Below are 26,524 nucleotides of genomic sequence, written 5' to 3' on the forward strand. Positions count from 1 at the left end.
GGAAATCCAGAATTACTGTATTTCCTGGCGTTTTTCTTTTAAAGAATTTTTTAAATCAAAGCAACATTTGCAGTTTAAAAATTATTGTTTCTAACTTTAGCTCCTTATGGAAAATAAAACCATCGCCCGTACTTTGCGCCTGCTTTCACAGCTAATGGAGCTGCATGAAGAGAACCCTTTTAAAATAAAATCAATTGCAAACGCTTATTTTAAGGTTGATAAACTACCATTTGCTTTAAAAGATAAACCTGTTGATGAGATTGATAAAATTGAAGGCATTGGTAAAAGTTTGGCGGCAAAAATTATTGAATTATTAGAAACGGGAGAATTAAAGGAACTGAATGATATTGTTCAGCAAACACCCGAAGGCATTATTGAAATGCTTGGTATTAAGGGAATCGGACCTAAAAAGATTTTAATTATTTGGCGAACACTTGGAATTGAAAGTATTGGGGAATTGTATTATGCCTGCAATGAAAACCGACTGATTGAAGCCAAAGGCTTTGGTTTAAAAACCCAGGAGGAAATCAAAAATGCTATAGAATTTAAACTTGCCGCAAACGGAAGATTTTTATACGCTCAGGTTGAGGCCTTCGCCATTTCTGTTCTTGATGAACTCTCAAGATGGTTAATTCCTGTTGATAACCATTCTTTAATCGCTTTTGCGGGACAATACCGCAGGGCTTGCGAAATTATTGATGAATTAGAAATTGTTATTGGTGCAGAGCATTTAGAGGATGTTATTGCTGAATTGCCAAATTTCGATAAACTCTCACTAATTCCTGCTGAGGAAGCATTTATTGCCACTACCGAAGCCGGTTTAAGAATTAAGATATATGTTTATGATAAAGCTGATTTCTACTTAGCATGGTTTAAATTAACCGGAAATGCAGAACATGTAGGAAAAGTTTTGGCTTTAGCTGGCGATGGTCCTTTTGCAAATGAGCAAGAAATTTACAGCAAAGCCGGATTGGCCTACATTGAACCTGAACTACGTGAAGATTTTGACGAAATTAACATAGCCAAGGATAACAAACTGCCCAAATTAATCACCTACGATGATTTAAAAGGCAGTTTGCATAATCACTCTACCTGGAGTGATGGTGTACATACGCTCGAACAGATGGCCGTTTATTGCAAAGACACTTTAAATCTGCAATATCTAGGCATCTGCGACCATTCAAAAACTGCTGTTTACGCAAAAGGCTTAAGTGAGCAACGTGTTTTTGGTCAGCATCAGGAAATTGACGAACTGAATAAAAAACTAGCGCCATTTAAAATATTTAAGGGAATAGAAAGCGACATTTTAAGCGATGGCTCTTTAGATTATTCGGATGAGATTTTGAAAACATTTGATTTTGTGGTCGCATCTGTTCACAGCAATTTGCGTATGGATGAGCAAAAAGCTACAAATCGTTTGTTAAAAGCGATTGAAAATCCATACACAACAATTTTAGGACACCCAACTGGCCGTTTATTGTTAAGCCGTGCAGGTTATCCAATAGATTATAAAAAAATTATCGATGCTTGTGCCGCCAACAATGTAGTTATCGAAATCAATGCGAATCCTTTACGTTTAGATTTAGACTGGCGTTGGCATCATTATGCTCTGGAAAAAGGTGTTTTGCTTTCTGTTAATCCTGATGCACATAGAACTGAAGGTTTTCATGATATGCGCTACGGAATTTTGGTTGCCAGAAAAGGCGGCTTAAGTGCAGACAAATGCCTTAATGCATTTTCCTTGCAGGAGATAACAGCGTATTTTGAAGGCAAAAGGTTTAGGGTTTAGGGTTTAGGGTTTAGGGTTTAGGGTTTAGGGAAAACAAACCAAAGGTAAAAATCAGTGTAATCCTTAAATCTGTGCAATCTCAAAATCTGTGTAATCAACCCGAAGGAAAAATCTATATAATCTTTTAATATCTTTGTCCAATGATAAGTGAAATTGCCAACCGCGTATTTAATCAGGTTATAACAGATTACCATAAGTTTGATGATATAGACCATCTGGTTGAAAACCCATATACTGCTGATAGTTTAGAGCATCTTTTTTACATTAAAAACTGGATTGACACCGCCCAATGGCACATGGAAGATGTTGTTCGCAATCCACAGATTGACCCTGTTGAAGGCTTAAATTGGAAAAGACGCATTGACGCACAAAACCAGGTTCGTACAGATATGGTTGAGTTTATTGATGGCTATTTCTTAAATCTTTACAAAAGTATATCGGCTCTGCCGGATGCAAAAGTTAATACCGAAAGTCCGGCTTGGGCAATAGACAGACTTTCTATTTTGGCTTTGAAAATTTACCACATGCAAGAAGAAGCCGGGCGTGAAAGTGCCTCGGCTGAGCACCGTGAAACATGCCAAATCAAACTAAATATTTTATTATCGCAACGCGATGATTTATCTAAAAGTATTGATGAATTATTAGCCGATATTGAGGCCGGCAAAAAATACATGAAAGTGTATAAACAGATGAAAATGTACAACGACCCAAGTTTAAACCCGGTTTTGTATCAAGAAAAATGATAGTTTCAACTCGTCATTGCGAGGCAAGAAGCAATCTATGTTCTATAGAGAGATTGCTTCGTACCTCGCAATGGCGACCGAGTTAAAATACCATGGCAACAACCAAAAGAATCATCGTTTTACGTTTTTCGGCTATGGGCGATGTAGCTATGGTTGCATCTGTTTTAAAGGAATTTTCAGAACAGCATCCATCAACAGAGCTGATAATGGTTAGCAGAGAGGCTTTTGAACCGTTTTTTAATGGTATTGATAATGTAACGTTTCATGCCATAAAGCCTAAAACCATTCATAAAGGCTTAAATGGCTTGTATAAGCTTTTTCAGGAACTTAAAAACTACAATCCCACTTCTATAGCCGATTTGCATGATAATTTGCGGAGCAGAGCGCTTTGTACCTTTTTTAGATTATCAGGCTTAAAAATCAAAAGAATTGATAAAGGCAGAGCTGAAAAAAAAGGTTTAACCCGTTCGGTTAATAAAATATTTAAGCCTTTGCGCCACACTGTTGAACGTTATGCAGATGTTTTCAGGCAATTAGATTTTGATGTTAATTTGAGTCATAAGCTTAATAACGCACCGCAAAAAATTCCGGCAAAGGCTAAAAATTTATTTCTTAATAATGCAAAAAAAATAGGCATCTCCCCTTTTGCACAACACATTTATAAAGTTTACCCTCTTGAAAAAATGGAGCGGGTAATTTCTTCGTTAAGTTTGGCAGGTTACGAGCTTTTAATTTTTGGTGGTGGTAAAACCGAACAAGCCACTGCTGAGAAATGGGCTAAAGTTTACTTAAACACCTATAATTTAATTGGAAATTTTAATTTAACGGAAGAATTAGCCATTATCTCAAACCTCGATTTAATGCTAAGCATGGACTCTTCTGGCATGCACATGGCTGCCCTGGTTGGTGTGCCTGTAGTTTCTATTTGGGGACCAACACATCCTTATGCAGGTTTTTTAGGTTATGGTCAATCTGAAACCGACTGCATTCAAATCGACCATCCGGCAAGGCCAAATTCAATTTATGGAAACAAACCGTGCTTGTGCGGTGTTGAAAACTGCATGGATTTAATTCATCCTGAAATAGTTGTAAATAAAATTAAAGAAAAACTAAATGGCTAAGCAATTACTTCTGGTACGTCATGGAAAATCGGATTGGGGAAATTTAGATTTAAAAGATTTCGACAGACCATTAAACAAACGTGGTAAAGAAAATGCGCCTGAAATGGCAGAACGTTTATTGAAAAAAGGCTTTAAATTCGATTTGATAGTGAGCAGTCCGGCGAAGCGAGCAAAAACTACCGCAAAATTTTTCGCGGAAGCTTATAACGTTGATGATATTCGATATGAAGAATCTATCTACGAAGCGAATACGACTACGCTTTTAAAGGTTGTGAATGGATTAGACGATGCTGCCAATATTATAGTTATGTTTGGCCACAATCCTGGATTTACAGATTTAGCCAATGAATTAAGTGATGCTGATATTTACAACATCCCTACAGCCGGAATGGTGCTAATGTCTTTTCCTTTTGATTCTTGGAAGATGGTAAGCAAAGGAACCGGAGAATTGGTTTTCTTTGATTATCCGAAGAATAGTGATGAAATGTAATTTTTTGCCACGGAAACACGGAAAAATATAGTCTCGTCATTTCGAGCGAAGCCGAGAAATCTTTGAAATTTGTTGTTTTTTTGCTACGGAAACACGGAAAATTGAGAATTCGTCATTGCGAGGCTTCTTCAGCCGTGGCAATCTTATTTTACGATTTTTTTTTATTTTATATCCGTAACACGTTATTTTACAGTTTCTATTTCTACAGATTGCTTCAACCGATGAAAAATCGATTTCGCAATGACGTACACTAGCCTAGAAAGCACAGTTCTTTGTTAAATAAACCTGATAAAAACGGAAAGCCCGGAGTGAGGAACGAGCGAGGACTTGAAGTGATAGCAGGACTGCAGATTCAAAGGAATACTGAACGCTCATTTCCAAAATAAAATCTAAAATCGTAACCCTGAAATCGTAAATTTAATTATCTTTGAAAATAAATAACGAAAGTCCGGCAATAGACATTTCGGTGAATTCTTAACCTAATCTCTCCTGGTTATTTCATAATTCGTATCGCCGGAAGATTTATCCATTAAATTATCTGTACATGAATTTTGATTATAATACTACGCGTAGCCATTTGATTTTATCGGAATATGGCCGCAATGTTCAGAATATGGTGAAGTATATTTGCGAATTGCCAACCATTGAAGAACGTAATAAATATGCCCAGGCAGTAATTGACCTGATGGGATTTTTGCAACCGCATTTACGCGATGTTGCCGATTTTAAGCACAAACTTTGGGACCATTTACACATTATTTCTGGTTACCAGATTGATGTAGAAAGTCCTTATCCAAAGCCTTTGCCCGAAAATGCTTTTAAAAAACCAGAGCCTCTGCCCTATCCTCAACAAAGAATTACCTATAAACACTATGGTAAAACGGTTGAGAATTTGATTGAAAAAGCGATGGGTGAGCAAAATCCGGAGCACAAAAAAGCAATGGTACAAGGTATTGCAAACTTTATGAAAATGGCTTATGTTACCTGGAATAAGGATAATGTGAGCGACGATACGATTATTAAAGATTTGAAATATCTATCTGGCGGATTACTTTCTTTAGATGAGGGTGTTAATTTGGCGAAAGTTGAGTTTAGAGCTCAAAATCCTCGTCAAAATAATAATAACAATAACCGAGGCCGTAACAATAACAATAATAATAACAACGGCAAAAACCGGCAGAATAATAATAACAACAATAACCGCGGACGCAATAATAACAACAAACCTAAATATTAAAGGAAAGGTAAATGGCAGAAGGTGAAAGGCGGAAGTTTAATCTGCCCAATCTAGATACCTGATACTTTACTAAATACTAAAAGATATATGAACGCATTTGAAATAACAGGCGGAATTAAATTAAAAGGCGAAATTACTCCACAAGGCGCCAAGAACGAGGCATTACAGATTTTATCGGCTGTATTGCTTACACAAGAAAAAGTAACCATCAGCAATATTCCGGATATTAAAGATGTAAATAAACTGATTGAATTATTAGGCGATTTAGGCGTTAGCGTAGAGCGCATTAATAAAGACACTTACACTTTTGAGGCGAAAAACATCAACTTAAATTTCTTCGAATCAGAAACTTTTAAGGCCAAAGGCGGTGGTTTACGTGGCTCGATTATGATTGTTGGTCCGTTATTGGCTCGTTTTGGTAAAGCTGCAATCCCTAAGCCAGGTGGCGATAAAATTGGCAGAAGAAGGTTGGATACGCACTTTATTGGTTTCGAAAAATTAGGTGCAAAGTTTGTTTACGATAGTAAAAAAGCCTTTTTTAATGTTGATGCAACAAATTTACAAGGTGCTTACATTTTGTTAGATGAGGCATCGGTAACCGGAACGGCAAACATTGTAATGGCCGCAGTTTTAGCTAAAGGAACAACTACTATTTATAACGCCGCTTGCGAGCCATATTTACAACAACTTTGTAAAATGCTTAATCGCATGGGTGCAAAAATTTCGGGTATTGGCTCTAACTTATTAACCATTGAAGGTGTTAAAGTTTTAGGCGGTACTGAACACAGAATGTTGCCAGATATGATTGAGATTGGCTCTTTTATTGGTATGGCTGCAATGACGGAATCGGAAATTACCATCAAAAACGTTTGTTATGATGAACTTGGTGTGATTCCTGAAGTTTTTAAAAAATTAGGTATTAAACTAGAGCGCAGAGGTGATGATATATATGTACCATCGCAAAAGCATTACGAAATTGATACTTTTATTGATGGCTCAATTTTAACCATTGCAGATTCTCCATGGCCAGGCTTTACGCCAGATTTATTGAGCATTGTTTTGGTTGTAGCAACGCAAGCAAAAGGAAACGTTTTAATCCATCAAAAAATGTTCGAAAGCCGTTTATTCTTTGTGGATAAATTGATTGATATGGGTGCTCAAATTATTCTTTGCGACCCACATCGTGCTACAGTTAACGGAATAGATAAGAAATATAAACTTCGTGGCATCAGCATGACTTCTCCTGACATTAGAGCTGGAGTTTCATTGCTAATTGCTGCTTTATCTGCCGAAGGTAAATCGACAATCTACAACATTGAGCAGATTGAGCGTGGCTATCAAGACATTGATACACGTTTACGTGCTTTAGGTGCGCAAATTAAGCGTGTAAATGCTGATGCGCCAAGCCATTAAAGTTTAAAGTGGAAAGTTTAGAGTGAAAGGTTTAAAGTGGAAAGTTTAAAGTGGAAAGTTTAGAGTGGAAGGTTTAAAGTGGAAAGTTTAGAGTGGAAATAGCGTAACGCAAAAACGCCCGAATAAGAATTTATTCGGGCGTTTTTTTATGGCTTCTCGTCATTGCGAGGCACGAAGCAATCTCTCATTAACAGTCGCTATTTGAAAACCCAAAGCATTTGGATTGCTTCGTGCCTCGCAATAACGACCGTATTAGAAATCCCTACCCCGAAATCGCATTTATAATATCATACTGTGTTATAATTTCAATCTTACCCGATTCATCTTCTACTAAAACCGCAGAATTTTCTTTATTAATTAAAGATGAAATTTTATCAATTGATGAGTTTAAATCAACGAATGGAAAAGTTGATGTCATGATTTCAGAAATTGGAGCAGACTTTAATCCTGGGTTTTCAAGCAAAGCTGATAAAATATCGCTTTCCGCAATTTTACCTACAATCATGCCTTGCTGAGTAACCGGAATCTGAGAAATGTTCATCGATTTAATGGTGTTTATAGCTTCCAGAACAGATTTTGTTGCATCAAGCGTTACAATTTCGGTAGCCTCTTTTTTAGCTAGAATCGATTTTGCAGTCAACTTTTCATCTTGTAAAAAACCACGTTCGCGTAACCAATCTTCATTATACATTTTGCCCATGTAACGGCTTCCATGGTCGTGAAAAATAACCACAACAACATCTTCAGGTTTTAATTTATCTTTTAACTGAATTAAACCACCAATTGCTGCACCAGCCGAATTACCAACAAAAATTCCTTCTTTACGGGCAATATCACGCGTCATTAAAGCTGCATCTTTATCGGTTACTTTTTCAAATAAATCAATTACATCAAAGTTTACGTTGGCAGGTAAAAAATCTTCACCAATACCTTCGGTGATGTAAGGATAAATTTCATCCTTGTCAAATATGCCGGTTTCCTTATATTTTTTAAAAACCGAACCATAAGTATCAATCCCCCAAATCTGAATATTTGGATTTTTTTCTTTTAAATATTTTCCAGTTCCAGAAATCGTTCCACCGGTACCAACACCTACCACCAAGTGCGTAATTTTTCCCTCAGTTTGTTCCCAAATCTCCGGACCAGTTTGCTCGTAATGCGCTGCAGAATTTGCTAAATTATCATACTGATTTGGTTTCCAGGAGTTTGGCACTTCACGCTCTAAGCGTGATGAAACCGAATAATATGAGCGAGGGTCTTCTGGTTCAACATTTGTTGGGCAAACAATAACCTCAGCACCAAAAGCACGTAAAGCATCAACTTTTTCTTTCGATTGTTTATCAGTTGTTGTAAAAATACATTTGTAACCTTTAATAATGGCAGCCATAGCCAAACCCATTCCGGTATTACCAGAAGTTCCTTCTATAATTGTTCCGCCAGGCTTCAATTTACCGCTTCTTTCGGCATCTTCAATCATTTTAACCGCCATACGGTCTTTAATCGAGTTACCCGGATTTGTAGTTTCTATTTTAGCCAGAATTGTACCAGGAACGTTTTTAGTAATTGTATTTAGTTTTACTAAAGGCGTGTTGCCAATAGTTTCGAGAATATTATTATACCACATGATACAAAATTAAGCAAAGGCATTAAGTATTTTACAAACTATATTTTATTTGAAACAAAATTTTAAAATTTTAGATTTAATAGAATTAAATTTCATAATCTATAAATATCATAGGCATTATAGATTGATTATTGGGTAAAATGCGATATTGGTTTTTCTGGCAGCTATAGTTTTTAAAATTATTAGCTGTTGTTATTTTTTTTTGAAAATCAACACTTCGGTTTTCATAGATGCTTTAGTCCCGTCATCGCCTATAGTCCTCATTTCGCTACGCTTCATTCTGGGCTATCTGGCTCTACCGGGTTTAATACGAAAAGTCAAATTTTCAAAGGAAAACAACTTCCTACAAAAAATCTTCCATAAAAATTAAATGCGTTACAAAAAGCCTCTAAGCAAGCTTATAAACTTTGCCCGGCAAGGATATAATGATGCCTTGCATTTCTAAAGTTAAAAGAATAATGGCCAGTTTGCTTTGCTGGATGTCGGCCTCGATTGATAACTCATCGATAGCAAGTGGGCTGTTTTGCAAAGCATCAACAACTTTTTGCTCATGAGCTGTTAAGTTAATATGTAAAGATGTTTGGGTTTCGGCCTTCTTTTTCTTTGTGTTATCATCCCAGCCTAAATAATAAATTAAATCGTTTGCGTTATTTATAAGCCCTGCTCTATTGGTTTTAATCAAAAAATTGCAGCCTTCAGAATATAAATCATTTGTTCTACCCGGAAAAGCATACACATCCTTATTATAAGAGTTTGCTATTTCTGCAGTAATTAATGCGCCACCTTTAATTGAGGCTTCAATCACGATGGTTGCATCAGCAATGCCTGCAATGATTCTGTTTCTTTGAGGGAAGTTTTGTCTATCTGGATTTGTTCTGACCGGATATTCGGTAAGCAAACCCCCATTAAGAACCATTTTCTGTGTTACAGGCTTATGTATCTGCGGATATAAGCGATCTAATCCATGGCCAAGAACGCCAACCGTAGGAATGTTATTTACTATACATTCTTTATGTGCTGCTACATCAATACCATAAGCCAATCCACAAACAACTAATACATCATAAGCAGAAAGAACTTCGCACAACTGCTTACAAAGATTTTTCCCGTAATCGGTAGCATTTCGTGTGCCTACAATACTAATTATTCGTGGATGGTTTAAATCTGCATCACCCTTAAAATAAAGTAAAATTGGTGCATCGATACAGTTTTTTAAACGTTTTGGATAATTCTCATCAGAAAAAAACATAAGCTCAATACCATGTTTTTCTATGAAAATAAGCTCTTCAGCTGCCCTATCTAATGCATCAGTATTCAAAATTGCCTCAACGGTTTTTTCACCAATACCCGGAATTTGCATCAATTGCTTTTTACCAGCAGCAAAAACAGCTTCGGCACTTCCACAGTAAGCCAGCAAATTTTTGGCATTTACCGGACCTATAGATTTAATAAAAGTTAAGGCAATTTTATGAAGCGTACTCATCAATTAAGGTTAAGGTTATAAATGCGGGATGATTTATTTCCTCAATCCTTAAAGATTAAAAATCGATATCGATAAGGCTTTTAAGCGGAATGTGTATGTTATTTTTTAATTGAATATATTTTTCTGTTACAGACCAAACAGTGGTATCAACACGTTTCGGGCCAATGGTTGTATTAAAGGTAATTACGGCTTTGGATTTAAATTCATTTCCCAGGCGCTGGGCTTCATCCAGTTTCTTTTTCAAGCTTCCGGAATTATCTTCTTTGGCATTTATTATATTCAGGTATCCTATTTGTTCTTTCTCGACAGTCTCTATTGGCATAATATCTCTTTAACGATTAATCTTAAGCAAGCATATTAAAATTTTAGAATAAAAACAAGGCTAAACAAGCTTTTAATGTAATTATGAATATAAAAAAAGCCGATATTTAAAAAATACCGGCTTTAAAATAGTTGTTTATTTAAGCTTTAGCTTTCGGGTTTCAACCATGCCTTTAAATTCATGATCGAGCTTCTCGTTATTGCTATCAATTACTGCTCTTGATACTCCCGAAGTGCTACTTAATGTATTATCTTTCAAATAAGAAGTGAATGCACCTGTTGCTGAATAATTTAAAGCTTGCGCAAGCAACTTTTCAGATGTATCTCCAAAATCTTTTGTTATATCATCAACAATATCTTTATCTACTGCCATACCATCAAAATAATCGCCAAAATTTGCCTGGTTTTTGGTTTGAAATTGCGGAATGTACAAGTCTTTTTTATCAATACGAAGCGAGAAAAATCCAACCGGTTTACCGTAAGTTTTTCTACCAATTAACTTCACATCCATCACTGGTTTCAAGTTGTTAATTAATAATTCACTAGCTGATGCTGTACCGCTGGCAACCAAAAAGTAAACTCTGGTTAAACCATTCAAACTTCCACGTTTGGCAAAAACTTCCTGGTTTCCTGCTGCAACTGTTGGTTTGTATGAATAATCGAAGAAGGAATATAAACGCGTTACGCCATCGTTACCCTTTGCATAAAACTTTTGATTCTGCAAAATCGTGGCGTTACCATCCTGCATGGTTTGCGTCCAAAAGGTGGTATACATAACCTTACCATTTTGAGAAGATGGAGCAATTAAATTTGTAAACGCTTCTGATGTAGCAACAGAACCACCTCCGTTGTAGCGTAAATCGACAATTAATTCTGTTATCCCATCAGATGTAAATTTGGCAAATGCGGCATCCAACAATGGAACTGAATTAGTTGTGAAACTATTAAAAACGATGTAACCAACTTTCTTTGAACCAACTGTATAGGTGTTAGAATATAAAATTGGATTAATATTATAACTTGCTCTGTTTATTACTAAATCTTGAGAGGTTCCATCTGGCTTTACAACCGTCATAGAAATACTTGGGTTACTGCCAAAAATACCATCATTTAAATTATCAATATCGCTTTGACTAGATCTTAATGTTGTTCTTCCGTTTACCTTTGTAATTTGATAACCTCTTTTTAAACCTGCAATTGCAGCTGGCGATGTAGGATAAACAGATTTAACCCGCAACAAATTGGTTGCATCATAATTTGCAGAGAAACCATAATCTCCGCTAACACCACTTAGTTGTGTAGCTACAGTTCCATCATCAATAAAAGAATATTTATCTTTACCACCAGTGCTTGGCAATGCAGCTAATGCAGCTAAAACCTGATTATCACTAGCATATCTCCTTGGATTAAAAGTGTCATAATCTGGCATCCCTACGTTCCAAAAATAGGTTTGTTTTGCATACAGGAAAATAGAATCGCGGGTTAAAAAATCACGATTGTTAGTTGGTGTTTGCAATGTATTTTTTTCAGCAACAGGCGTAGATGGTGTAGCATCTGGTGTGGCTGTGTTTTTTTTACAGGAAGTTAAAAAACCTGCTGTTCCAATCATAAAGAATAGAACACTCTTTTTCACATAAACTTTTCTAAACATATTCTATTTGTAAATTTCTAGTGACACAATATACGGCAAATTACTTAAATTAGATTGCGTCTCATCAAAATTATTTGCACCAACAACTAAAGCATCTTTTGGCGATAAATTATTGCCTGTAAGTATGTTATTAAATATTTCAGATTTATCTTGATTAAGTTCTTCTGCAAAATAAACAGTCAGGTATTTCTCCAAACCATTCCATTCGGTTTGTTTGATTTTGTTAAGTTGCTGCAGAGGATTTCCAGAAGTAACTATGAAAATTTTCTTCCTATCAACAACAAGTTCCTGAAGAAAATTAAGCATGTTTTTGTAAAGTAAAAGCTTTAAGGGTAACCTTGCATTTTCATGCAGCAAATCAAAGTTATGTTTGTATGTTTCTGCCAGCTCAAACTTTATCGCCGTTTTCTGGAAGATATTTTCAGCGCCTGCAGTTTCATATTCCTTACGCATAAAATCCAGAATATTCTGGGCACTTTTTTGTTCAGAATATTCTATAAACTGCGCAAATAAATAATAAACCTGCAACAAATAATCCTTTGCCGGAAAAAGCACATCATCAAGCTCAAAAATTACAAGTTTCTTATCTTTAACGATTTGATTGATATCCATATCTATATCGTAAAAAGTTTTAAATCATTATCTGGAGCATCATAACCAAAAACCCCACTAAAATTATCCTCCTTTTTGATAAAGATTTCTTGTCCGCTGGCAAAAATGCATTCTCCCTTTACAAAAACCGCAAAGTTTTTGAATGGCTTAGCATCAGCATCTAAATAATCTTTTAAATCTTCAACATCAGGCACCAAAACTTCAATTCCATATTCATTAAACAATACAGCAGATTTAGCCAAGGGTTCTATTTCGTAGCCGTGTAATGGAATAATCGTATCAATCGATTCTGTAATGCAAAAGTTTAACAAAATATGCGCAATACTATCTTTATTGAGCTGGCCGAGCGATTTAAATGCATAATGTGCTGTGCTTAAGCCTGGCACATCACCATAATCTGCCATTAAAGCAAAATGTTGAGGAAATGCTTTTAAAAGTTTTAATGCTTTGGCGTGATTAGCGCCGGTAATTAATATTTTCAAATTAGATTTTTTGTTTAAATGGCTAAAACCAATGAATAATGAGATTTATATAACCTGCAAGCTTTATCTTTTATACGATTAAACCATCTTTCATAGTTACTACCCTATCACTGGTTTTGGCTAAATCTTCATTGTGGGTTACAATTACAAAAGTTTGCTGAAAGTTATCTCTCAAATTAACAAAAAGCTGGTGTAAGGCTTTAGCGTTTTCTGAATCTAAATTTCCTGAAGGTTCATCGGCAAGAATAATTGAAGGCTCATTTATTAAAGCCCTGGCAATTGCAACCCGCTGCTGCTCTCCGCCCGAAAGCTGATTCGGTTTATGATTCGCTCTATCCTTTAAACCAAACATACCCAATAATTCGAGCGCTCTTGCCTCAGCTTGCTTCTTATTTTTTTTAGCGATAAACGCAGGAATACATACATTTTCAATTGCACTAAATTCTGGCAGCAAATGATGAAACTGAAAAACAAAGCCGATATTCTGGTTTCTGAAAGCACTGAGTAATTCGCCGCTAAGTTTATTGATAACAGTGTCCTTCAGCTCAACTATGCCATCATCAGGTTTATCTAGCGTACCTAATATGTGTAATAGAGTACTTTTACCAGCACCCGAAGGACCAACAATACTTACAATTTCTCCCTTTTCGACTTCAAAATTTACACCCTTTAATATTTGTAAATTTCCGTACGATTTTCTAATCCCAGTGGCTTTTAGCATGCTGTAAAAATAGTTAAAAGTTCTAATTTTTAAGTTATAAGTCTTAACGTTATAAGTTGTAGGTTATACGTTATAAGTCATCGTGTAAAAAATATGTGCAATCTTTTTATCTGCACAATCAATACGAAAGAAGAATCAATAAAATAATTTATGAAATAAAATTTGCAAATATCATTTTCTTCTTTAACTTTGAAAAACAAAGCACTTTCAAAATGAACACTCAGGAAGAACAATTAAATGCACTAAAAGATATCAGGCAAATGATGGATAGATCATCTAGATTTATATCCTTAAGCGGATTATCTGGTGTGTTTGCAGGAATAATTGCACTAATCGGGTCGTATTTTGCATATAATGAAATTGATAAGTTTTTTAATTACCGAGGTTATGCTCCAGGTTTTCAAGGCGAAATAGATTTAAAATACAATTTAATAAAGCTTGCAATAATTATTTTGGTTGTATCATTGGCAGGGGGAGTTTTGTTTACCTACAGAAAGAGTCAGAGAAGTAATTTGCCAATTTGGGATAAAACCTCAAAATCATTGCTTATAAATCTATTTGTGCCTTTGGCAGCAGGCGGTTTATTTATCATCGCTTTATTGTTAAACCATCCAAACAGCTATATAATTATTGCCCCAACCTGCCTTATATTTTATGGTTTAGCTTTGGTTAACGCCAGTAAGTTTACTTACAGCGATATTCGGTATTTAGGCTTTTGCGAAATTATTTTGGGTGTAATTTGCATGTTTTATGTTGGTTATGGTTTAATATTTTGGGCATTTGGCTTCGGTGTGCTGCACATTATTTATGGGCTTTTAATGTATTTTAAATACGAGAAAGGCAAATAAAATGAAGAACCCTATAGCAGATTTAAACAAGATTTTTGATAGCCGGATTAGGCTTGGCGTAATGTCTGTTCTGGTTGTTAACAATGAAATTGGTTTTAACGATTTAAAGCAAATGTTAGAACTAACTGATGGAAATTTAGCATCGCATTTAAACACATTAGAGCAAGCAGAATTTATTAAAGTACACAAGGGTTTTATTGGGCGTAAAACCAGTACCACCTACTCTATTACCGAATTAGGAAAACAATCTTTTAAAGCACATTTAGATGCGCTTGAAAAAATGATACGCAAACTGTAAACAATTTTTTTTATTCATATACTTTGAATTTCAAAGCACTTTTAAAAAATCACTATGGAAAATAAATCCAACCTTTTATTATTATCTGCTCTGCTTGGCGGTCTGCTTTTTAGCTTCCTGTTTTGGCAAGAAAGATTAGCATTAAATCTACTCATTTACAGCACATACCTTTTAGCAATCACTTATTTAAATCCAGAAGTAATTAAAAGTAAAAAACTTAGTGTTTATGCCGCTGCACACATTTTAGCTGCTATTCTGGTTGTAGTGAACAACTCCACTTTATCTTTAGCCAGTTATTACATTAGCCTGTTGGTTTTTATTGGTTTTGGCCATAGCCAGCAACTTAGAACAGTTTTTATGGCAATGCTCTCAACAATTTTGCAAATGCTAACTGTACCATTTAATGCGCTTAAAAACTTAAGTCAGGTATCTATTGGAAACTTCAATCTCAAGCCTCTTTTTAAAGTCGTAAAATATGTATTTATCCCTGTAATAATCGTTGTCGCCTTCACTTGCTTATATTCAGCCGCCAACAGCGTTTTCGCCCATTATGCAGAAACGGCACTTAACAGTATTGGCAATGCATTTGAAAGTATTTTTGGCTTTATATTTAAAGATTTAAGCTTCGGCCGCTTTATGCATTTCTGCTTTGGGTTAATTTTAACCGGAGGTCTAATATTTACATTTTTTGATAAAACACTCCAAAAAATAGAACTTGAATATCAGGAGCAATTATTAAGAATTAGAAAAAGTGCCAAATATAAATCCATTTGGTTTGAATTAATTTCGACTTTTAGCGGTAACCTGCTAACAAAGAAATTAGCGCTAAAAACTGAATTTATCATTGCATTAATTTCTTTCGCTGCGCTTAATCTGTTGCTGCTTTTTTTAAATGGAATTGATATCTGGTGGTTATGGCTTGGTGGAAATCTTTTAGCCGAAACCAACTATTCAGCCGAACTTAACGATGGAACCAACACATTAATTTTCAGCATTGCACTGGCAATGGCAATTATTATTTATTTCTTCCGCGGAAACTTAAATTTTTACTCAAAAAACAAAATGCTAAAAGTATTGGCAATTGCCTGGATGATTCAAAATTTCGTTTTGATTATTTCTGTTTTTATTAGAGATGCACATTACATTGAATTTTACGGCTTAACACATAAACGCATCGGGGTTTTAGTTTTTGCAATTCTTTGCGTAATTGGTTTAACAACAGTGTATCTAAAAGTTGCAAAGCAAAAAACTTTTTTCTATTTATTGAGGATTAATGGAAACATCTGGTTTGTACTTCTTCTTGCATTTAGTGCAATAAACTGGGATATTTTTATTGCAAAATACAATTTATCGCAGAGCGATAAAATATCAGTGGATGCAGATTACTTGCTTAATTTATCAGATAAAACCTTAGTTGTTTTAGATAAGAACCGCTCAAAATTGCACTATACAGAAGCTAAAGATAATTACGGCATAACCATAGCCACGCCGAAAAGTTTGCAAGCTTACCAGAATAAATTAGATACACGGATTAACTTTTTTAGAGAACGATATGAAAAGGCAAGCTGGGTTTCCTGGAATTTGCCAGATTGGAAAACAGCTGAATATTTTGGAATAAAGTAAATCAGTAGAAAGACCTACTCTGTCGTCATTGCGAGGCACGAAGTAATCTAAATTAAATGACGATTTCAGTAAGAGATTGCTTCGTGCCTCGCAATGACGGGAGTACATTTAACAACAACACATTAATTTTAAATATCATGAAAAATCAAGAAATTTTTAAACCATCACCATCCAGAATTTACATTATTCTAATCGCTGTTGCCGTAATATTAAGTATCCCATTAATCGCCATGCAGTTTACAAGTGAAGTACAATGGGATTTAAAGGATTTTATTGCAGCAGGAGTTTTACTATTAGGTGCAGGCTTAGCGATAGAAATTGTAATTAGAAAAGTTAAAACCACAACAACGAGAACAATTTTATTCTTCATCATTCTTTTAGCTTTATTTTTAATCTGGGCAGAAATGGCTGTCGGTATTTTCGGTTCGCCTATAGCCGGAAGTTAGAAACAAAATCAAATTTCATTTCAAACATTTTAATTAATAAATAAATATGATAAAGATAATCTATGGAATTGCGTTAGCGATTACCTTGTTAACATTAGCCTGCTCAAATAAAGAAAGAAACATTTCTACTGATGAACCTTTAAAAAATGATGATACTGTTGAGATCGAAATGCCTCATAGTCCTTCGATTATTATCAGTAACACAGATATTATTATTTATCCTTTAAGGTTAAATAAAGGAAATTATACGGATTACAGTAGAAATACTGGAGCTAATTATTGGAATATTATTTTCAACAATGTTATTACTGGTAAAAGTGATTTATTAACGCATAAAAAAATATTAATAAACCATTTTAAAATCGGTAACAATGAAAATCAATCTCTTAATCGTTCCTTGCTTTCCAACCAATTTATTTATTATGAAATTACCGATTCAGATTCTGACGGCGACAAAAAACTGACTTCAAAAGATTTAAATAAGCTGTTTATTTCAAATTTAGAAGGAAAGGCATTTACCCAAATTTCTCCAAAAAACTATTCTGTTCATAGCTGGAAGATAGATAGCGATCATAATTTAATTTTATTGGATTTGATAAAAGACACAAATGGAGATAAAGAATTTAATGACAAAGATGAAATTGAATATTTCGTTTACAATTTGAAGACGGGAGTTTCAGCAAAACCAGTTTTTGAAGATGCATTTAAAACCGAAGTTAAAGCATTAGCAAAAAAGATTTTATAAGAAACGCTAAGCTCAGTTCCCAAAGAACCACAATCGTTGTTAAATAAACCCGATAAAGTGAAAATACTTTTTGGTAAGCATGTTTTCGTTAAGCTTGTACTAACATTAACAAAAAGATTGTAACGAAAGCGGGACTGAAATTCCCGATTAACACAAAACGTTCATTTTCTAGAAAAAATCGGCAAATACTATTTGTTTAAAGGCTTTAGAATTGTAGCTTTGGGCAAATTTTGTAGCAAATGAACCCGAATACTATTAAAATATTTATTTTAATGGTAAAGGCTCCATCTGACAGGTAAACACAAAAATATAAACAGATGAATATTCACGAATACCAGGGTAAACAAATATTAAAAAGTTTCGGTGTTAACGTTCAAGAAGGAATCGTTGCCGATACGCCTGAGCAAGCTGTTGAGGCTGCTAAGCAATTAAAAACCGATTATAACTCTGATTGGGTTGTAATTAAAGCGCAAATCCACGCTGGTGGTCGCGGTAAAGGTGGTGGTGTTAAATTAGCCAAAAACCTTGAAGAAGTAAAACAACGCGCTACCGATATTATTGGCATGCAGTTGGTTACGCCTCAAACCGGACCAGAAGGTAAAAAAGTGAATAAAATTTTAGTTGCTCAGGATGTTTATTATCCAGGCGCTTCTGAAACTAAAGAATATTACATCTCAGTTTTATTGGATCGTGCAAAAGGTCGCAACATTATCATGTATAGTACCGAAGGTGGTATGGATATCGAGGAAGTTGCTGAGCACACGCCACACTTAATCTTTAAAGAAGAGATTGACCCTAAAGTTGGTTTACAAGGTTTTCAGGCTCGTAAAGTTGCTTTTAACTTAGGTTTAAGCGGTGCTGCTTTTAAAGAGATGGTTAAATTTGTAACTGCACTTTACAAAGCTTATGATACTACGGATTCTTCGATGTTCGAAATTAACCCGGTATTAAAAACTTCTGATGATAAAGTTATTGCAGTTGATGCGAAGGTTGATATTGATGAAAACGCATTGTATCGCCACGCAGATTATGCAGCAATGCGTGATACTGCTGAAGAAGACCCAATGGAAGTTGAAGCAAGCGCAAGTAACTTAAACTTTGTTAACCTTGATGGTAACGTAGGTTGTATGGTTAACGGTGCTGGTTTAGCAATGGCAACTATGGATATTATTAAATTAGCTGGTGGCGAGCCTGCTAACTTCTTAGACGTAGGTGGAACTGCAAATGCTCAAACAGTAAAAGCGGCTTTCAATATTATTTTAAAAGACCCGAACGTTAAAGCTATTTTAATTAATATTTTTGGTGGTATTGTTCGTTGCGACCGTGTTGCGCAAGGTGTTATCGATGCTTACCAGGAAATTGGAAATATTCCTGTGCCAATTATCTGCCGTTTACAAGGTACAAACGCAGAAGAGGCTAAAAAATTAATTGATGAGTCTGGACTTAAAGTTTACTCAGCAATCGCTTTAAAAGAAGCTGCTGATTTAGTAACTAAAGTTTTGGCTGAGCAAGCATAATAAGCTTAAAGTAGAAAGCTTAAGGCTTAAAGCTTAGCCCTATTAAAATATAAAACCTTTCAGTGCAAACTGGAAGGTTTTTGTGTTTTCCACAATACCGTCATTGCGAGGCACGAAGCAATCTATTTAAAAATAATTTTAGTATGGAAAGATTGCTTCCAGCCTTGCAATGACGTGATGGTTAGATTAAGCCAAAACATGTCAAAATCATATAAATTAGAAAATCAGGTTCCTGCCTGCTTCGGTTCCGAAAGCCCTGCTATCACTTCAATCTTTTACTTAAACCTTATAGGTTTACTTTGCACGCTCGCTATTTAACCTATAAGGTTTGTAAAAGTATTTCCGTTTTATCAGGTTTATTTTAGTTAAGTAAATTGTTCTTAGGTTAAATTTCCGGGCGGAACTCCAGAATATCTCCAGGCTGACAATCTAAAACCTTACAAATGGATTCAAGAGTTTCTAATCGAATGGCCTTCGCTTTGCCGGTTTTTAAAATCGATAAATTAGACATGGTAATCCCTACCCGCTCGCTTAATTCGGTAAGCGACATTTTACGCCGGGCAAGCATTACATCTAAATTTATAATAATTGGCATAGGATGGTTTTGATGTAAAGTTAGATAGTTAAATCGTTTTCTTGTTTAAGTTTAAGGCCAAAAGCAAAAATTCCGGAAAAAATAAAATACTCTAAAGCACGAATAATCGGCTGAAAGCATTCAACATAATCTGGTACAAACTCATAATTTGAGTTTAGAACATGACTATCTTTTGTTGCCAAAACCATTAAAAATGAGAAAAGAAGTGATAGTGGAATAGTTACCAATTCTAGATATGCCACCTTATATAATTTATTGGTATTCTCTGTTGTAAATATTTGCCTATTTAATATTTTCTTCAAAAAATCTCTAAGAAGCTTTATCTGAAATAAGGATATAAATGATATAATTACTGAAGCTGAAATATAAAGTATTATAAATGTTTGAGTTATAAAACTAATTTTAAATCGACTTAAACGTAATTCTAAATGACTTGGCTTTGAAACCAAAAAATCAAAAAGTTCGCTAAACTTAGATAGGCTCAAATTTTTCTGTTGAACATCCAATTTTATAAAACCACTACTCCTCACAATTCCATCAAAGGCAATTGAAAAAATATTGATTAATAATAATACTCCAATTATTACAATGAAGCTATACCAAGTAAAATCCAGCAGAAACTTATAAATTCTAACTGGGTTAATGTATCTCATAATTATATTGTTAAATCGTTTTCTTGTTTTAGTTTGCTGTTATTATCCAATACAGCCGAGACAAAGAATATTAGAATGGTAATCATAATGAAGCTTATATTAGGAATAATTATTACCGGCGCTACATTTTTCCATAGAAACGCTGGTGTTGCGAAGCTGATTTTTGACAATTCGTTCTGATTTATAACAACTGAAGAATACATTAAAAACACCATCATTAAAAATGGAATCCATTTAAGCAATCTCAGAGGCTTAGCCAACTTTTCGGATAAGAGAAATGATGATGATACTTTTATCATATTATCTAAAAAGACAAAAAATGAGAGGTAGAAAATTACACTTACTGCTGTATAATAATCTTTCAATAGCTCAAAAGTTGCTGTCGCAAAAAAATTGAGCAAATACAAAAAAGTTAAGATTCCAAAAACCCTGACAAAAATTTTCAGGAATATAAGCTTCCAAAAATTTGAACTAATGTTATTCTTAGTTTTGTAGACTGGATATTTTAAAAAAGTCATAACTGTACAATAATTTCTACCACAAACATAAAAATATTATTATTATTAATCAAAATATTTTTATTGAATTACAATAAATAATTATTACAAAACAATTATCCAATATACTATCAGACAAATATTCATTAAAACTAAATTGGAATGATTTTTGTTATAAGTAAAACTAGAAAAAACATGTGCAAACACTAACATTTTCAGCATTTTATCCTTTCGGATTGGCATACAATTTCGTAACTTTGCACACTTCAATAAAATAAAGAGCACACAAAACGTATAAATGAGACAACTCAAGATAACGCAATCCATTACCAACCGTGAAAGTCAATCGTTAGATAAATACTTACACGAAATTGGTAAAGTAGATTTAATAACAGCAGAGGAAGAGGTAATTTTAGCAAGAAAGATTCGTGAAGGCGATCAAGCTGCATTAGAGCGATTAACTAAGACTAACTTACGTTTCGTGGTATCTGTTGCAAAGCAATACCAAAACCAAGGCTTAACATTAGGCGATTTAATTAACGAAGGTAACTTAGGTTTAATTAAGGCAGCAAAACGTTTTGATGAAACTAAAGGTTTTAAATTCATCTCTTATGCTGTATGGTGGATTCGTCAATCAATTTTGCAAGCAATTGCAGAACAAAGCCGTATTGTGCGTTTACCATTAAACCAGGTTGGTTCTTTAAGTAAAATCAGCAAAGCTTTCTCCAAATTAGAGCAGGAATATGAGCGTGAGCCTTCACCAGAAGAATTGGCAGATATTTTAGAAACCACCGTTGATAAAATCTCAGATACTTTAAGTAACTCTGGTCGCCATGTATCAATGGATGCACCCTTTGTTCAAGGTGAAGAAAACACATTATTAGATGTATTAGAGAACCATGAGCCAAACACTGATAGTTCTTTAATCAACGAATCACTTTCAGAAGAAATTAAACGTTCTTTATCTACCCTAACAGAGAGAGAAAGAGAAATTATCGTTTTATTCTTCGGTCTAGGTTCTAATCATCCTTTATCTTTAGAAGAAATTGGTGAGAAATTTAATTTAACTCGTGAACGTGTTCGTCAGATTAAAGATAAGGCATTACAACGCCTCCGTCATACTTCAAGAAGTAAGATTTTAAAATCTTATTTAGGATAAGCTACTCCATTTGGATATTAGAATATTTAAGAGACCGACAAATTTGTCGGTCTTTTTTTGTTTAAATGCTTTTGAGTTTTTTCTATATATTTAAAATATGTCTCTAACGCTATTCAAAAAATCTATGCTGGTTTATAAACCTATAATGCATTGGAATATTTTGATAAGCTTACTTATAGGTCTATTTTTCGTTATAGATGGTTATAAAAATCCTGGACCTTATGTTATGGCATTAATTATGAAACCCATCGGATGGATGTTCTCAATAATAATAGAACGCTATTTTTTAACCAAACATTCATATTTTTATAAAAATCAAGGATTGAGCTTCCGCAGGATTTTAAGTAACATTGTAATCTATGATATTTTACTATTATTTTCTCTAGTAATAATAATTCTTCTATGCAGGAACTTTTTATTGACAGTGTTACCCACCAGTTTAACGGAAAAGCGATATTAAATGGTGTATTTATTAATTGCAAAATTGGGGAAACTATTGGACTATTAGGGAGAAATGGTAGTGGTAAATCCACATTATTGAAAATAATATTTGGCAGTTTAAAGGCTGATTTTAAATATCTAAAAATAGACAACCAGATAGCGCCTAAAGGTTATTTATCAGGGAAATTATCTTATTTACCACAAGATAATTTTATACCGCTTAAAATTACATTACGCAAAGCCATAGAAGTATTTTGCTCTTTACATAAAGCTGAAATTTTAGCTATAGATTTTATTGCTGAAAATTTAACCAAAGAATTCAGAGAATTTTCGGGTGGTGAATACCGATTTGCAGAAGCATTGATAATTATTTACAGCGATTGTAAGTTTATTCTTTTAGATGAACCATTTTCGCAACTCGCACCATTATTAGTTGATGAATTGAAGCGCCATATCAACTTTATGAAAAAAAGTAAGGGGTTCATTATAACGGACCATTATTACAAATCAATAATCGATACTGCTGATAGAATTATATTGCTTTATAATGGATGTAATTACCAGATTAATACTATAGATGAATTAACCCTTTATGGCTATTTACCAGACAATAATGCATAAAAAAAGACCGGTAAACCGATCTTGAATCACAAATAATACTTGACTATATTGCTTCGTTTCTCGCAATCAATAGAAAATTAAAACAACAAATGCTTTACTGTCAAGCCATTATTAATCAATTGTTTAAGCGAATCGATACCTATTCTTAAATGCGTTTCTACATATTTTTCTGTAACGCTGCTATCGCTTTCTGCAGTTTTAACACCTTCTGGTATCATTGGCTGATCTGAAACTAACAAAATTGCACCTGTTGGAATTTTGTTTGCAAAACCAGTTGTAAAAATGGTTGCAGTTTCCATATCAACAGCCATTGCTCTTAAGGTCTTTAAATATCTTTTAAAATCCTTATCATGTTCCCAAACACGTCTGTTAGTGGTGTAACAAGTTCCGGTCCAGTAATCTCTGCCATGGTCGCGTATTGTTGTTGAAATTGCCTTTTGCAATGCAAACGCCGGCAAAGCCGGAACTTCTGCTGGTAAATAATCATTCGAGGTACCTTCTCCCCTAATTGCAGCAATAGGCAAAATTAAATCACCTAATTGATTTTTCTTTTTTAAGCCACCACACTTACCTAAAAACAAAACTGCTTTCGGTTTTATAGCGGTTAACAAGTCCATCATTGTTGCAGCCAGTGGACTACCCATACCAAAGTTAATAATGGTGATGCCATTTGCGGTTACACTTTGCATTGGCTTATCCAAACCCATAATCGGTGCATTATCATGCCATTCAGAAAACATGGTTACATATTTACTAAAATTGGTAAGCAAAATATAATCACCAAATTGATCCAATGGTCTGCCGGTATATCTTGGCAACCAATTCTTCACAATTTCATCTTTTGATTTTAAACCTGCTTTTACAGGAGATTCTACTTCTTTAATCTTTTTAGATTTCTCTACAATCTTTTCATCTTTTTTTACGTCTTTTTCTTCGTTCATATTTTACTGGTTTTAAGCAAAGCGCATGGCGCAATGCATCAATAATATTATTAAAAAAAATCCCTCCCGATTATCGGGAAGGATTTGAATTTTATGCAGCTTGCAACTTTTTAAAGTCGGCTTTTTCAAATTTCTCTATCGCATAATCGAGGTTAATGTGCAGCTCCTTTACATCTTTCTGCGTGGGCGTGTCAAACATTGCATCTAGCATTATGGCTTCACAAATCGACCTCAAACCACGAGCGCCCAATTTATATTCCATCGCTTTATCTACAATGAAATCTAAAACATCCTCATCAAAAACCAGCTTAACATCTTCGTAATCAAAAAGCTTTTCATACTGCTTAGTTAAGGCATTTTTAGGCGCTGTAAGAATATTTCTAAGGGTTTCTTTATCCAGCGGATTTAAATGTGAAAGAACAGGAATACGCCCGATTAATTCGGGAATTAAACCAAACGATTTTAAATCTTGTGGCGTAATGTATTTGTAAAGGTTTTTTAAGTCTAAAATGGTATCGTCTTTTTTAACTTTATAACCTACAGCTTGCGTACGCAAACGATTTGCAATTTTACGTTCTATACCGTCAAAAGCACCGCCACATATAAATAAAATGTTATTGGTATTTACCGGAATCATTTTTTGGTCAGGGTGCTTACGTCCGCCCTGAGGTGGAACATTCACAATCGTACCTTCTAAAATCTTTAATAAAGCCTGTTGTACGCCTTCTCCAGATACATCACGGGTTATTGATGGGTTATCACTTTTACGTGCTACCTTATCAACCTCATCTATATAAACTATACCACGTTCTGCAGCAGCAACATCATAATCAGCGGCCTGTAGTAAACGTGTTAAAATACTTTCAACATCCTCACCAACATAACCAGCTTCGGTTAACACGGTTGCATCGCAAATACAAAACGGTACATGCAAAATCTTTGCTATGGTTTTAGCCAATAAGGTTTTACCTGTTCCGGTTTCGCCAACCAGCATAATGTTCGATTTTTCGATCTCAATTTCGTCTTTATCAATCTTTTGATTTAAACGTTTATAGTGATTGTAAACCGCTACTGATAAAACTTTTTTCGCATCATCCTGACCAATAACATATTGATCTAGATGTTGCTTAATTTCCAACGGCTTTAACAAAGTAAGTGCCGATTGAATACCTTTGCTACTTTTTGTACCTAACTCTTGAGCAAGCAATTGATTGGCCTGGGTAACACATTTATCGCAGATAAACGCATCCATGCCCTCAATTAACATTAAAGTTTCATGCTTGCCAGAGTGGCAGAATGAGCAACGGGATTCTTTATTTTGTTTCGCCATCTTTTTTAGAGTTTCTCGATAATACTTCATCAACCATACCAAATCCTTTAGCTTCATCAGCAGTCATCCAGTAATCGCGGTCTGAAGCTTTTTCTACCCAGTCGTAAGACTGACCTGAATGCTCAGCAATAATATCGTAAAGTTCTTTTTTCAGTTTTAACATTTCTCTTAAGTTGATTTCCATATCAGATGCAACGCCTTGAGCGCCACCTGAAGGTTGGTGAATCATAACTCTTGAGTGTGGTAAGGCAGCACGTTTACCCTTTGCACCTGCAACCAGCAGTACAGCACCCATTGATGCTGCCATACCTGTACAGATTGTTGCAACATCTGGTTGGATGTATTGCATGGTATCATAAATACCTAAACCTGCATATACTGAACCACCAGGTGAGTTTATATAAATCTGAATATCTCTATCCGCATCGGTTGATTGTAAAAACAACAACTGCGCCTGAATGATATTCGCGTTCTGGTCATAAATTGCATCACCTAAAAAGATAATACGATCCATCATCAATCTAGAAAAAACGTCCATTTGAGCAACGTTCAACTGGCGTTCTTCTATAATATAGGGCGTCATGTTTTGAGGGTTAACATTAGCCTGTGCAATAAATTTATCTACGTGTAAACCGCCAATTCCCTGATGTTTAACGGCAAATTTTCTGAATTCTTGTGAATCTATGTTCATGATTATGTATTGCGTTAGGAGTCTGGCGGTAAGCGTTTTAAATGCATAAGCCAAACTAAGTTATAATTTTAATAAATATTTCCTGAAGTTGGTTAATTTCCGTGCCAATTTATCCAATTCTTCCAGATAATAAAGCAGTTCTGTGTCAGAAATTATTTTTCTTCGTTCTAATACTACTAAAATGTTAGCATTTTCAAATGTAGAACGGTGCGCAATATTCAGATAATGAGCAAATTCCTTGGCAGAAGAAGAACCTGAGCCCTCCGCGATATTGTTTGATATGCTAAGAGCAGCCCCATTGAGCTGCTCTGCAAATCTATATTTTTTATCAACTGACAATTGGTCAGCTATGTCAAGCAGTTTATCTGTTATTTCAATGGATAACTGCCAAACTTCGAGCGATTGAAATTTAAATTGAGCCATTGCTAAATA

At 34.7% G+C, this 26,524-nt stretch carries 27 protein-coding genes; 14 read left to right on the forward strand and 13 right to left on the reverse strand.

What is annotated here, in order from left to right; all coding sequences use genetic code 11:
* The first annotated feature begins 106 nt into the window (after positions 1 to 106).
* The 6 genes from LUA90_RS01125 (at position 107) to murA (ending at position 6,793) form a co-directional block, all read left to right on the forward strand.
* Positions 107 to 1,789 (forward strand): DNA polymerase/3'-5' exonuclease PolX, encoded by a 1,683-nt coding sequence (locus tag LUA90_RS01125; RefSeq protein ID WP_231460115.1) that lies wholly within the window; start codon positions 107 to 109, stop codon positions 1,787 to 1,789.
* Between the two features lie 140 nt (positions 1,790 to 1,929).
* Positions 1,930 to 2,532, forward strand: a complete 603-nt coding sequence (locus LUA90_RS01130) for a DUF4254 domain-containing protein (protein WP_231460114.1) — start codon at positions 1,930 to 1,932, stop codon at positions 2,530 to 2,532.
* A 92-nt stretch (positions 2,533 to 2,624) separates the two neighbouring features.
* Positions 2,625 to 3,653, forward strand: a complete 1,029-nt coding sequence (locus LUA90_RS01135) for a glycosyltransferase family 9 protein (RefSeq protein WP_231489831.1) — start codon at positions 2,625 to 2,627, stop codon at positions 3,651 to 3,653.
* Positions 3,646 to 4,143: a histidine phosphatase family protein gene (locus LUA90_RS01140; RefSeq protein ID WP_231489832.1), complete on the forward strand. Its 498-nt coding sequence runs from the start codon at positions 3,646 to 3,648 to the stop codon at positions 4,141 to 4,143. The genes LUA90_RS01135 and LUA90_RS01140 overlap by 8 nt, the downstream gene beginning before the upstream one ends.
* Before the next feature lie 544 nt (positions 4,144 to 4,687).
* Positions 4,688 to 5,380, forward strand: coding sequence for a DUF4290 domain-containing protein (locus LUA90_RS01145; RefSeq protein WP_231489833.1), 693 nt, complete (start codon positions 4,688 to 4,690; stop codon positions 5,378 to 5,380).
* Positions 5,381 to 5,467: 87 nt separating this feature from the next.
* Positions 5,468 to 6,793 carry a UDP-N-acetylglucosamine 1-carboxyvinyltransferase gene (gene murA / locus LUA90_RS01150; RefSeq protein WP_231460110.1) on the forward strand — a complete coding sequence of 442 codons (1,326 nt, stop codon included), beginning with the start codon at positions 5,468 to 5,470 and terminating at the stop codon, positions 6,791 to 6,793.
* A 262-nt stretch (positions 6,794 to 7,055) separates the two neighbouring features.
* Here the strand turns inward: murA and LUA90_RS01155 are convergent, their stop codons facing one another.
* The 7 genes from LUA90_RS01155 to LUA90_RS01185 all read right to left on the reverse strand — a co-directional run bounded on the left by LUA90_RS01155 (position 7,056) and on the right by LUA90_RS01185 (position 13,687).
* The gene (locus LUA90_RS01155; RefSeq protein ID WP_231489834.1) at positions 7,056 to 8,417 is read right to left on the reverse strand and encodes a pyridoxal-phosphate dependent enzyme; all 1,362 of its coding nucleotides are present in this window, start codon (positions 8,415 to 8,417) and stop codon (positions 7,056 to 7,058) included.
* 388 nt (positions 8,418 to 8,805) lie between these two features.
* Positions 8,806 to 9,900, reverse strand: a complete 1,095-nt coding sequence (gene dprA, locus LUA90_RS01160; RefSeq protein WP_231460108.1) for a DNA-processing protein DprA — start codon at positions 9,898 to 9,900, stop codon at positions 8,806 to 8,808.
* Positions 9,901 to 9,955: 55 nt separating this feature from the next.
* A complete protein-coding gene (locus LUA90_RS01165; protein WP_231460107.1) occupies positions 9,956 to 10,222 on the reverse strand; it encodes a hypothetical protein in 267 nt (88 codons plus the stop codon).
* A 135-nt stretch (positions 10,223 to 10,357) separates the two neighbouring features.
* The gene (locus tag LUA90_RS01170) at positions 10,358 to 11,872 is read right to left on the reverse strand and encodes a S41 family peptidase (RefSeq protein WP_231460106.1); all 1,515 of its coding nucleotides are present in this window, start codon (positions 11,870 to 11,872) and stop codon (positions 10,358 to 10,360) included.
* A 3-nt stretch (positions 11,873 to 11,875) separates the two neighbouring features.
* Positions 11,876 to 12,484: an HAD hydrolase-like protein gene (locus LUA90_RS01175; RefSeq protein ID WP_231460105.1), complete on the reverse strand. Its 609-nt coding sequence runs from the start codon at positions 12,482 to 12,484 to the stop codon at positions 11,876 to 11,878.
* A gap of 2 nt (positions 12,485 to 12,486) precedes the next feature.
* Entirely contained in the window at positions 12,487 to 12,966 is a 480-nt protein-coding gene (locus LUA90_RS01180; RefSeq protein WP_231460104.1) for a hypothetical protein, read from the reverse strand.
* Between the two features lie 70 nt (positions 12,967 to 13,036).
* On the reverse strand, positions 13,037 to 13,687 hold the full coding sequence (locus tag LUA90_RS01185) for an ABC transporter ATP-binding protein (RefSeq protein ID WP_231460103.1): 651 nt from the start codon (positions 13,685 to 13,687) through the stop codon (positions 13,037 to 13,039).
* Positions 13,688 to 13,899: 212 nt separating this feature from the next.
* Here LUA90_RS01185 and LUA90_RS01190 point away from each other — a divergent pair, with 212 nt between their 5' ends.
* The 6 genes from LUA90_RS01190 (at position 13,900) to sucC (ending at position 19,164) form a co-directional block, all read left to right on the forward strand.
* Positions 13,900 to 14,535 carry a hypothetical protein gene (locus LUA90_RS01190; protein ID WP_231460102.1) on the forward strand — a complete coding sequence of 212 codons (636 nt, stop codon included), beginning with the start codon at positions 13,900 to 13,902 and terminating at the stop codon, positions 14,533 to 14,535.
* A 1-nt stretch (position 14,536) separates the two neighbouring features.
* Positions 14,537 to 14,833 carry a transcriptional regulator gene (locus tag LUA90_RS01195; protein WP_231489835.1) on the forward strand — a complete coding sequence of 99 codons (297 nt, stop codon included), beginning with the start codon at positions 14,537 to 14,539 and terminating at the stop codon, positions 14,831 to 14,833.
* A gap of 54 nt (positions 14,834 to 14,887) precedes the next feature.
* On the forward strand, positions 14,888 to 16,456 hold the full coding sequence (locus LUA90_RS01200; protein ID WP_231460100.1) for a DUF4173 domain-containing protein: 1,569 nt from the start codon (positions 14,888 to 14,890) through the stop codon (positions 16,454 to 16,456).
* A gap of 137 nt (positions 16,457 to 16,593) precedes the next feature.
* Positions 16,594 to 16,902 (forward strand): hypothetical protein, encoded by a 309-nt coding sequence (locus tag LUA90_RS01205; protein ID WP_231460099.1) that lies wholly within the window; start codon positions 16,594 to 16,596, stop codon positions 16,900 to 16,902.
* 46 nt (positions 16,903 to 16,948) lie between these two features.
* Positions 16,949 to 17,647, forward strand: a complete 699-nt coding sequence (locus tag LUA90_RS01210) for a hypothetical protein (RefSeq protein ID WP_231460098.1) — start codon at positions 16,949 to 16,951, stop codon at positions 17,645 to 17,647.
* A gap of 317 nt (positions 17,648 to 17,964) precedes the next feature.
* On the forward strand, positions 17,965 to 19,164 hold the full coding sequence (gene sucC / locus LUA90_RS01215; RefSeq protein WP_231460097.1) for an ADP-forming succinate--CoA ligase subunit beta: 1,200 nt from the start codon (positions 17,965 to 17,967) through the stop codon (positions 19,162 to 19,164).
* A 385-nt stretch (positions 19,165 to 19,549) separates the two neighbouring features.
* On the opposite strand, the gene LUA90_RS01220 is transcribed toward sucC, so the two are convergent.
* Complete coding sequence (locus LUA90_RS01220) at positions 19,550 to 19,759, reverse strand: helix-turn-helix transcriptional regulator (RefSeq protein ID WP_231460096.1); 210 nt, start codon at positions 19,757 to 19,759, stop codon at positions 19,550 to 19,552.
* A gap of 20 nt (positions 19,760 to 19,779) precedes the next feature.
* The gene (locus LUA90_RS01225) at positions 19,780 to 20,412 is read right to left on the reverse strand and encodes a DUF2975 domain-containing protein (protein WP_231460095.1); all 633 of its coding nucleotides are present in this window, start codon (positions 20,410 to 20,412) and stop codon (positions 19,780 to 19,782) included.
* Positions 20,413 to 21,207: 795 nt separating this feature from the next.
* Here LUA90_RS01225 and LUA90_RS01230 point away from each other — a divergent pair.
* Positions 21,208 to 22,068, forward strand: coding sequence for an RNA polymerase sigma factor RpoD/SigA (locus tag LUA90_RS01230; RefSeq protein ID WP_010601359.1), 861 nt, complete (start codon positions 21,208 to 21,210; stop codon positions 22,066 to 22,068).
* A 402-nt stretch (positions 22,069 to 22,470) separates the two neighbouring features.
* Positions 22,471 to 23,130, forward strand: a complete 660-nt coding sequence (locus LUA90_RS01235) for an ATP-binding cassette domain-containing protein (RefSeq protein WP_231460094.1) — start codon at positions 22,471 to 22,473, stop codon at positions 23,128 to 23,130.
* A 77-nt stretch (positions 23,131 to 23,207) separates the two neighbouring features.
* Here the strand turns inward: LUA90_RS01235 and LUA90_RS01240 are convergent, their stop codons facing one another.
* The 4 genes from LUA90_RS01240 to LUA90_RS01255 all read right to left on the reverse strand — a co-directional run bounded on the left by LUA90_RS01240 (position 23,208) and on the right by LUA90_RS01255 (position 26,515).
* Positions 23,208 to 24,071, reverse strand: a complete 864-nt coding sequence (locus tag LUA90_RS01240; RefSeq protein ID WP_231460093.1) for an AMP nucleosidase — start codon at positions 24,069 to 24,071, stop codon at positions 23,208 to 23,210.
* Positions 24,072 to 24,162: 91 nt separating this feature from the next.
* The gene (clpX, locus tag LUA90_RS01245) at positions 24,163 to 25,431 is read right to left on the reverse strand and encodes an ATP-dependent Clp protease ATP-binding subunit ClpX (protein ID WP_370634335.1); all 1,269 of its coding nucleotides are present in this window, start codon (positions 25,429 to 25,431) and stop codon (positions 24,163 to 24,165) included.
* Positions 25,385 to 26,092 (reverse strand): ATP-dependent Clp endopeptidase proteolytic subunit ClpP, encoded by a 708-nt coding sequence (gene clpP / locus LUA90_RS01250; protein ID WP_231460091.1) that lies wholly within the window; start codon positions 26,090 to 26,092, stop codon positions 25,385 to 25,387. Before clpP ends, clpX begins: the two co-directional genes overlap by 47 nt.
* 60 nt (positions 26,093 to 26,152) lie before the next feature.
* A complete protein-coding gene (locus LUA90_RS01255) occupies positions 26,153 to 26,515 on the reverse strand; it encodes a four helix bundle protein (protein ID WP_231460090.1) in 363 nt (120 codons plus the stop codon).
* Positions 26,516 to 26,524 lie beyond the last annotated feature (9 nt).

The sequence above is a fragment of the Pedobacter sp. Leaf170 genome, from assembly GCF_920984665.1.
Lineage (GTDB): Bacteria > Bacteroidota > Bacteroidia > Sphingobacteriales > Sphingobacteriaceae > Pedobacter.

Coding starts and splice junctions, on each gene's coding strand:
- LUA90_RS01125 (WP_231460115.1), top strand. CDS start 107: ATGGAAAATAAAACCATCGCCCGTACTTTGCGCCTGCTTTCACAGCTA.
- LUA90_RS01130 (WP_231460114.1), top strand. CDS start 1,930: ATGATAAGTGAAATTGCCAACCGCGTATTTAATCAGGTTATAACAGAT.
- LUA90_RS01135 (WP_231489831.1), top strand. CDS start 2,625: ATGGCAACAACCAAAAGAATCATCGTTTTACGTTTTTCGGCTATGGGC.
- LUA90_RS01140 (WP_231489832.1), top strand. CDS start 3,646: ATGGCTAAGCAATTACTTCTGGTACGTCATGGAAAATCGGATTGGGGA.
- LUA90_RS01145 (WP_231489833.1), top strand. CDS start 4,688: ATGAATTTTGATTATAATACTACGCGTAGCCATTTGATTTTATCGGAA.
- murA (WP_231460110.1), top strand. CDS start 5,468: ATGAACGCATTTGAAATAACAGGCGGAATTAAATTAAAAGGCGAAATT.
- LUA90_RS01155 (WP_231489834.1), bottom strand. CDS start 8,417: ATGTGGTATAATAATATTCTCGAAACTATTGGCAACACGCCTTTAGTA.
- dprA (WP_231460108.1), bottom strand. CDS start 9,900: ATGAGTACGCTTCATAAAATTGCCTTAACTTTTATTAAATCTATAGGT.
- LUA90_RS01165 (WP_231460107.1), bottom strand. CDS start 10,222: ATGCCAATAGAGACTGTCGAGAAAGAACAAATAGGATACCTGAATATA.
- LUA90_RS01170 (WP_231460106.1), bottom strand. CDS start 11,872: ATGTTTAGAAAAGTTTATGTGAAAAAGAGTGTTCTATTCTTTATGATT.
- LUA90_RS01175 (WP_231460105.1), bottom strand. CDS start 12,484: ATGGATATCAATCAAATCGTTAAAGATAAGAAACTTGTAATTTTTGAG.
- LUA90_RS01185 (WP_231460103.1), bottom strand. CDS start 13,687: ATGCTAAAAGCCACTGGGATTAGAAAATCGTACGGAAATTTACAAATA.
- LUA90_RS01190 (WP_231460102.1), top strand. CDS start 13,900: ATGAACACTCAGGAAGAACAATTAAATGCACTAAAAGATATCAGGCAA.
- LUA90_RS01195 (WP_231489835.1), top strand. CDS start 14,537: ATGAAGAACCCTATAGCAGATTTAAACAAGATTTTTGATAGCCGGATT.
- LUA90_RS01200 (WP_231460100.1), top strand. CDS start 14,888: ATGGAAAATAAATCCAACCTTTTATTATTATCTGCTCTGCTTGGCGGT.
- LUA90_RS01205 (WP_231460099.1), top strand. CDS start 16,594: ATGAAAAATCAAGAAATTTTTAAACCATCACCATCCAGAATTTACATT.
- LUA90_RS01210 (WP_231460098.1), top strand. CDS start 16,949: ATGATAAAGATAATCTATGGAATTGCGTTAGCGATTACCTTGTTAACA.
- sucC (WP_231460097.1), top strand. CDS start 17,965: ATGAATATTCACGAATACCAGGGTAAACAAATATTAAAAAGTTTCGGT.
- LUA90_RS01220 (WP_231460096.1), bottom strand. CDS start 19,759: ATGCCAATTATTATAAATTTAGATGTAATGCTTGCCCGGCGTAAAATG.
- LUA90_RS01225 (WP_231460095.1), bottom strand. CDS start 20,412: ATGAGATACATTAACCCAGTTAGAATTTATAAGTTTCTGCTGGATTTT.
- LUA90_RS01230 (WP_010601359.1), top strand. CDS start 21,208: ATGAGACAACTCAAGATAACGCAATCCATTACCAACCGTGAAAGTCAA.
- LUA90_RS01235 (WP_231460094.1), top strand. CDS start 22,471: ATGCAGGAACTTTTTATTGACAGTGTTACCCACCAGTTTAACGGAAAA.
- LUA90_RS01240 (WP_231460093.1), bottom strand. CDS start 24,071: ATGAACGAAGAAAAAGACGTAAAAAAAGATGAAAAGATTGTAGAGAAA.
- clpX (WP_370634335.1), bottom strand. CDS start 25,431: ATGAAGTATTATCGAGAAACTCTAAAAAAGATGGCGAAACAAAATAAA.
- clpP (WP_231460091.1), bottom strand. CDS start 26,092: ATGAACATAGATTCACAAGAATTCAGAAAATTTGCCGTTAAACATCAG.
- LUA90_RS01255 (WP_231460090.1), bottom strand. CDS start 26,515: ATGGCTCAATTTAAATTTCAATCGCTCGAAGTTTGGCAGTTATCCATT.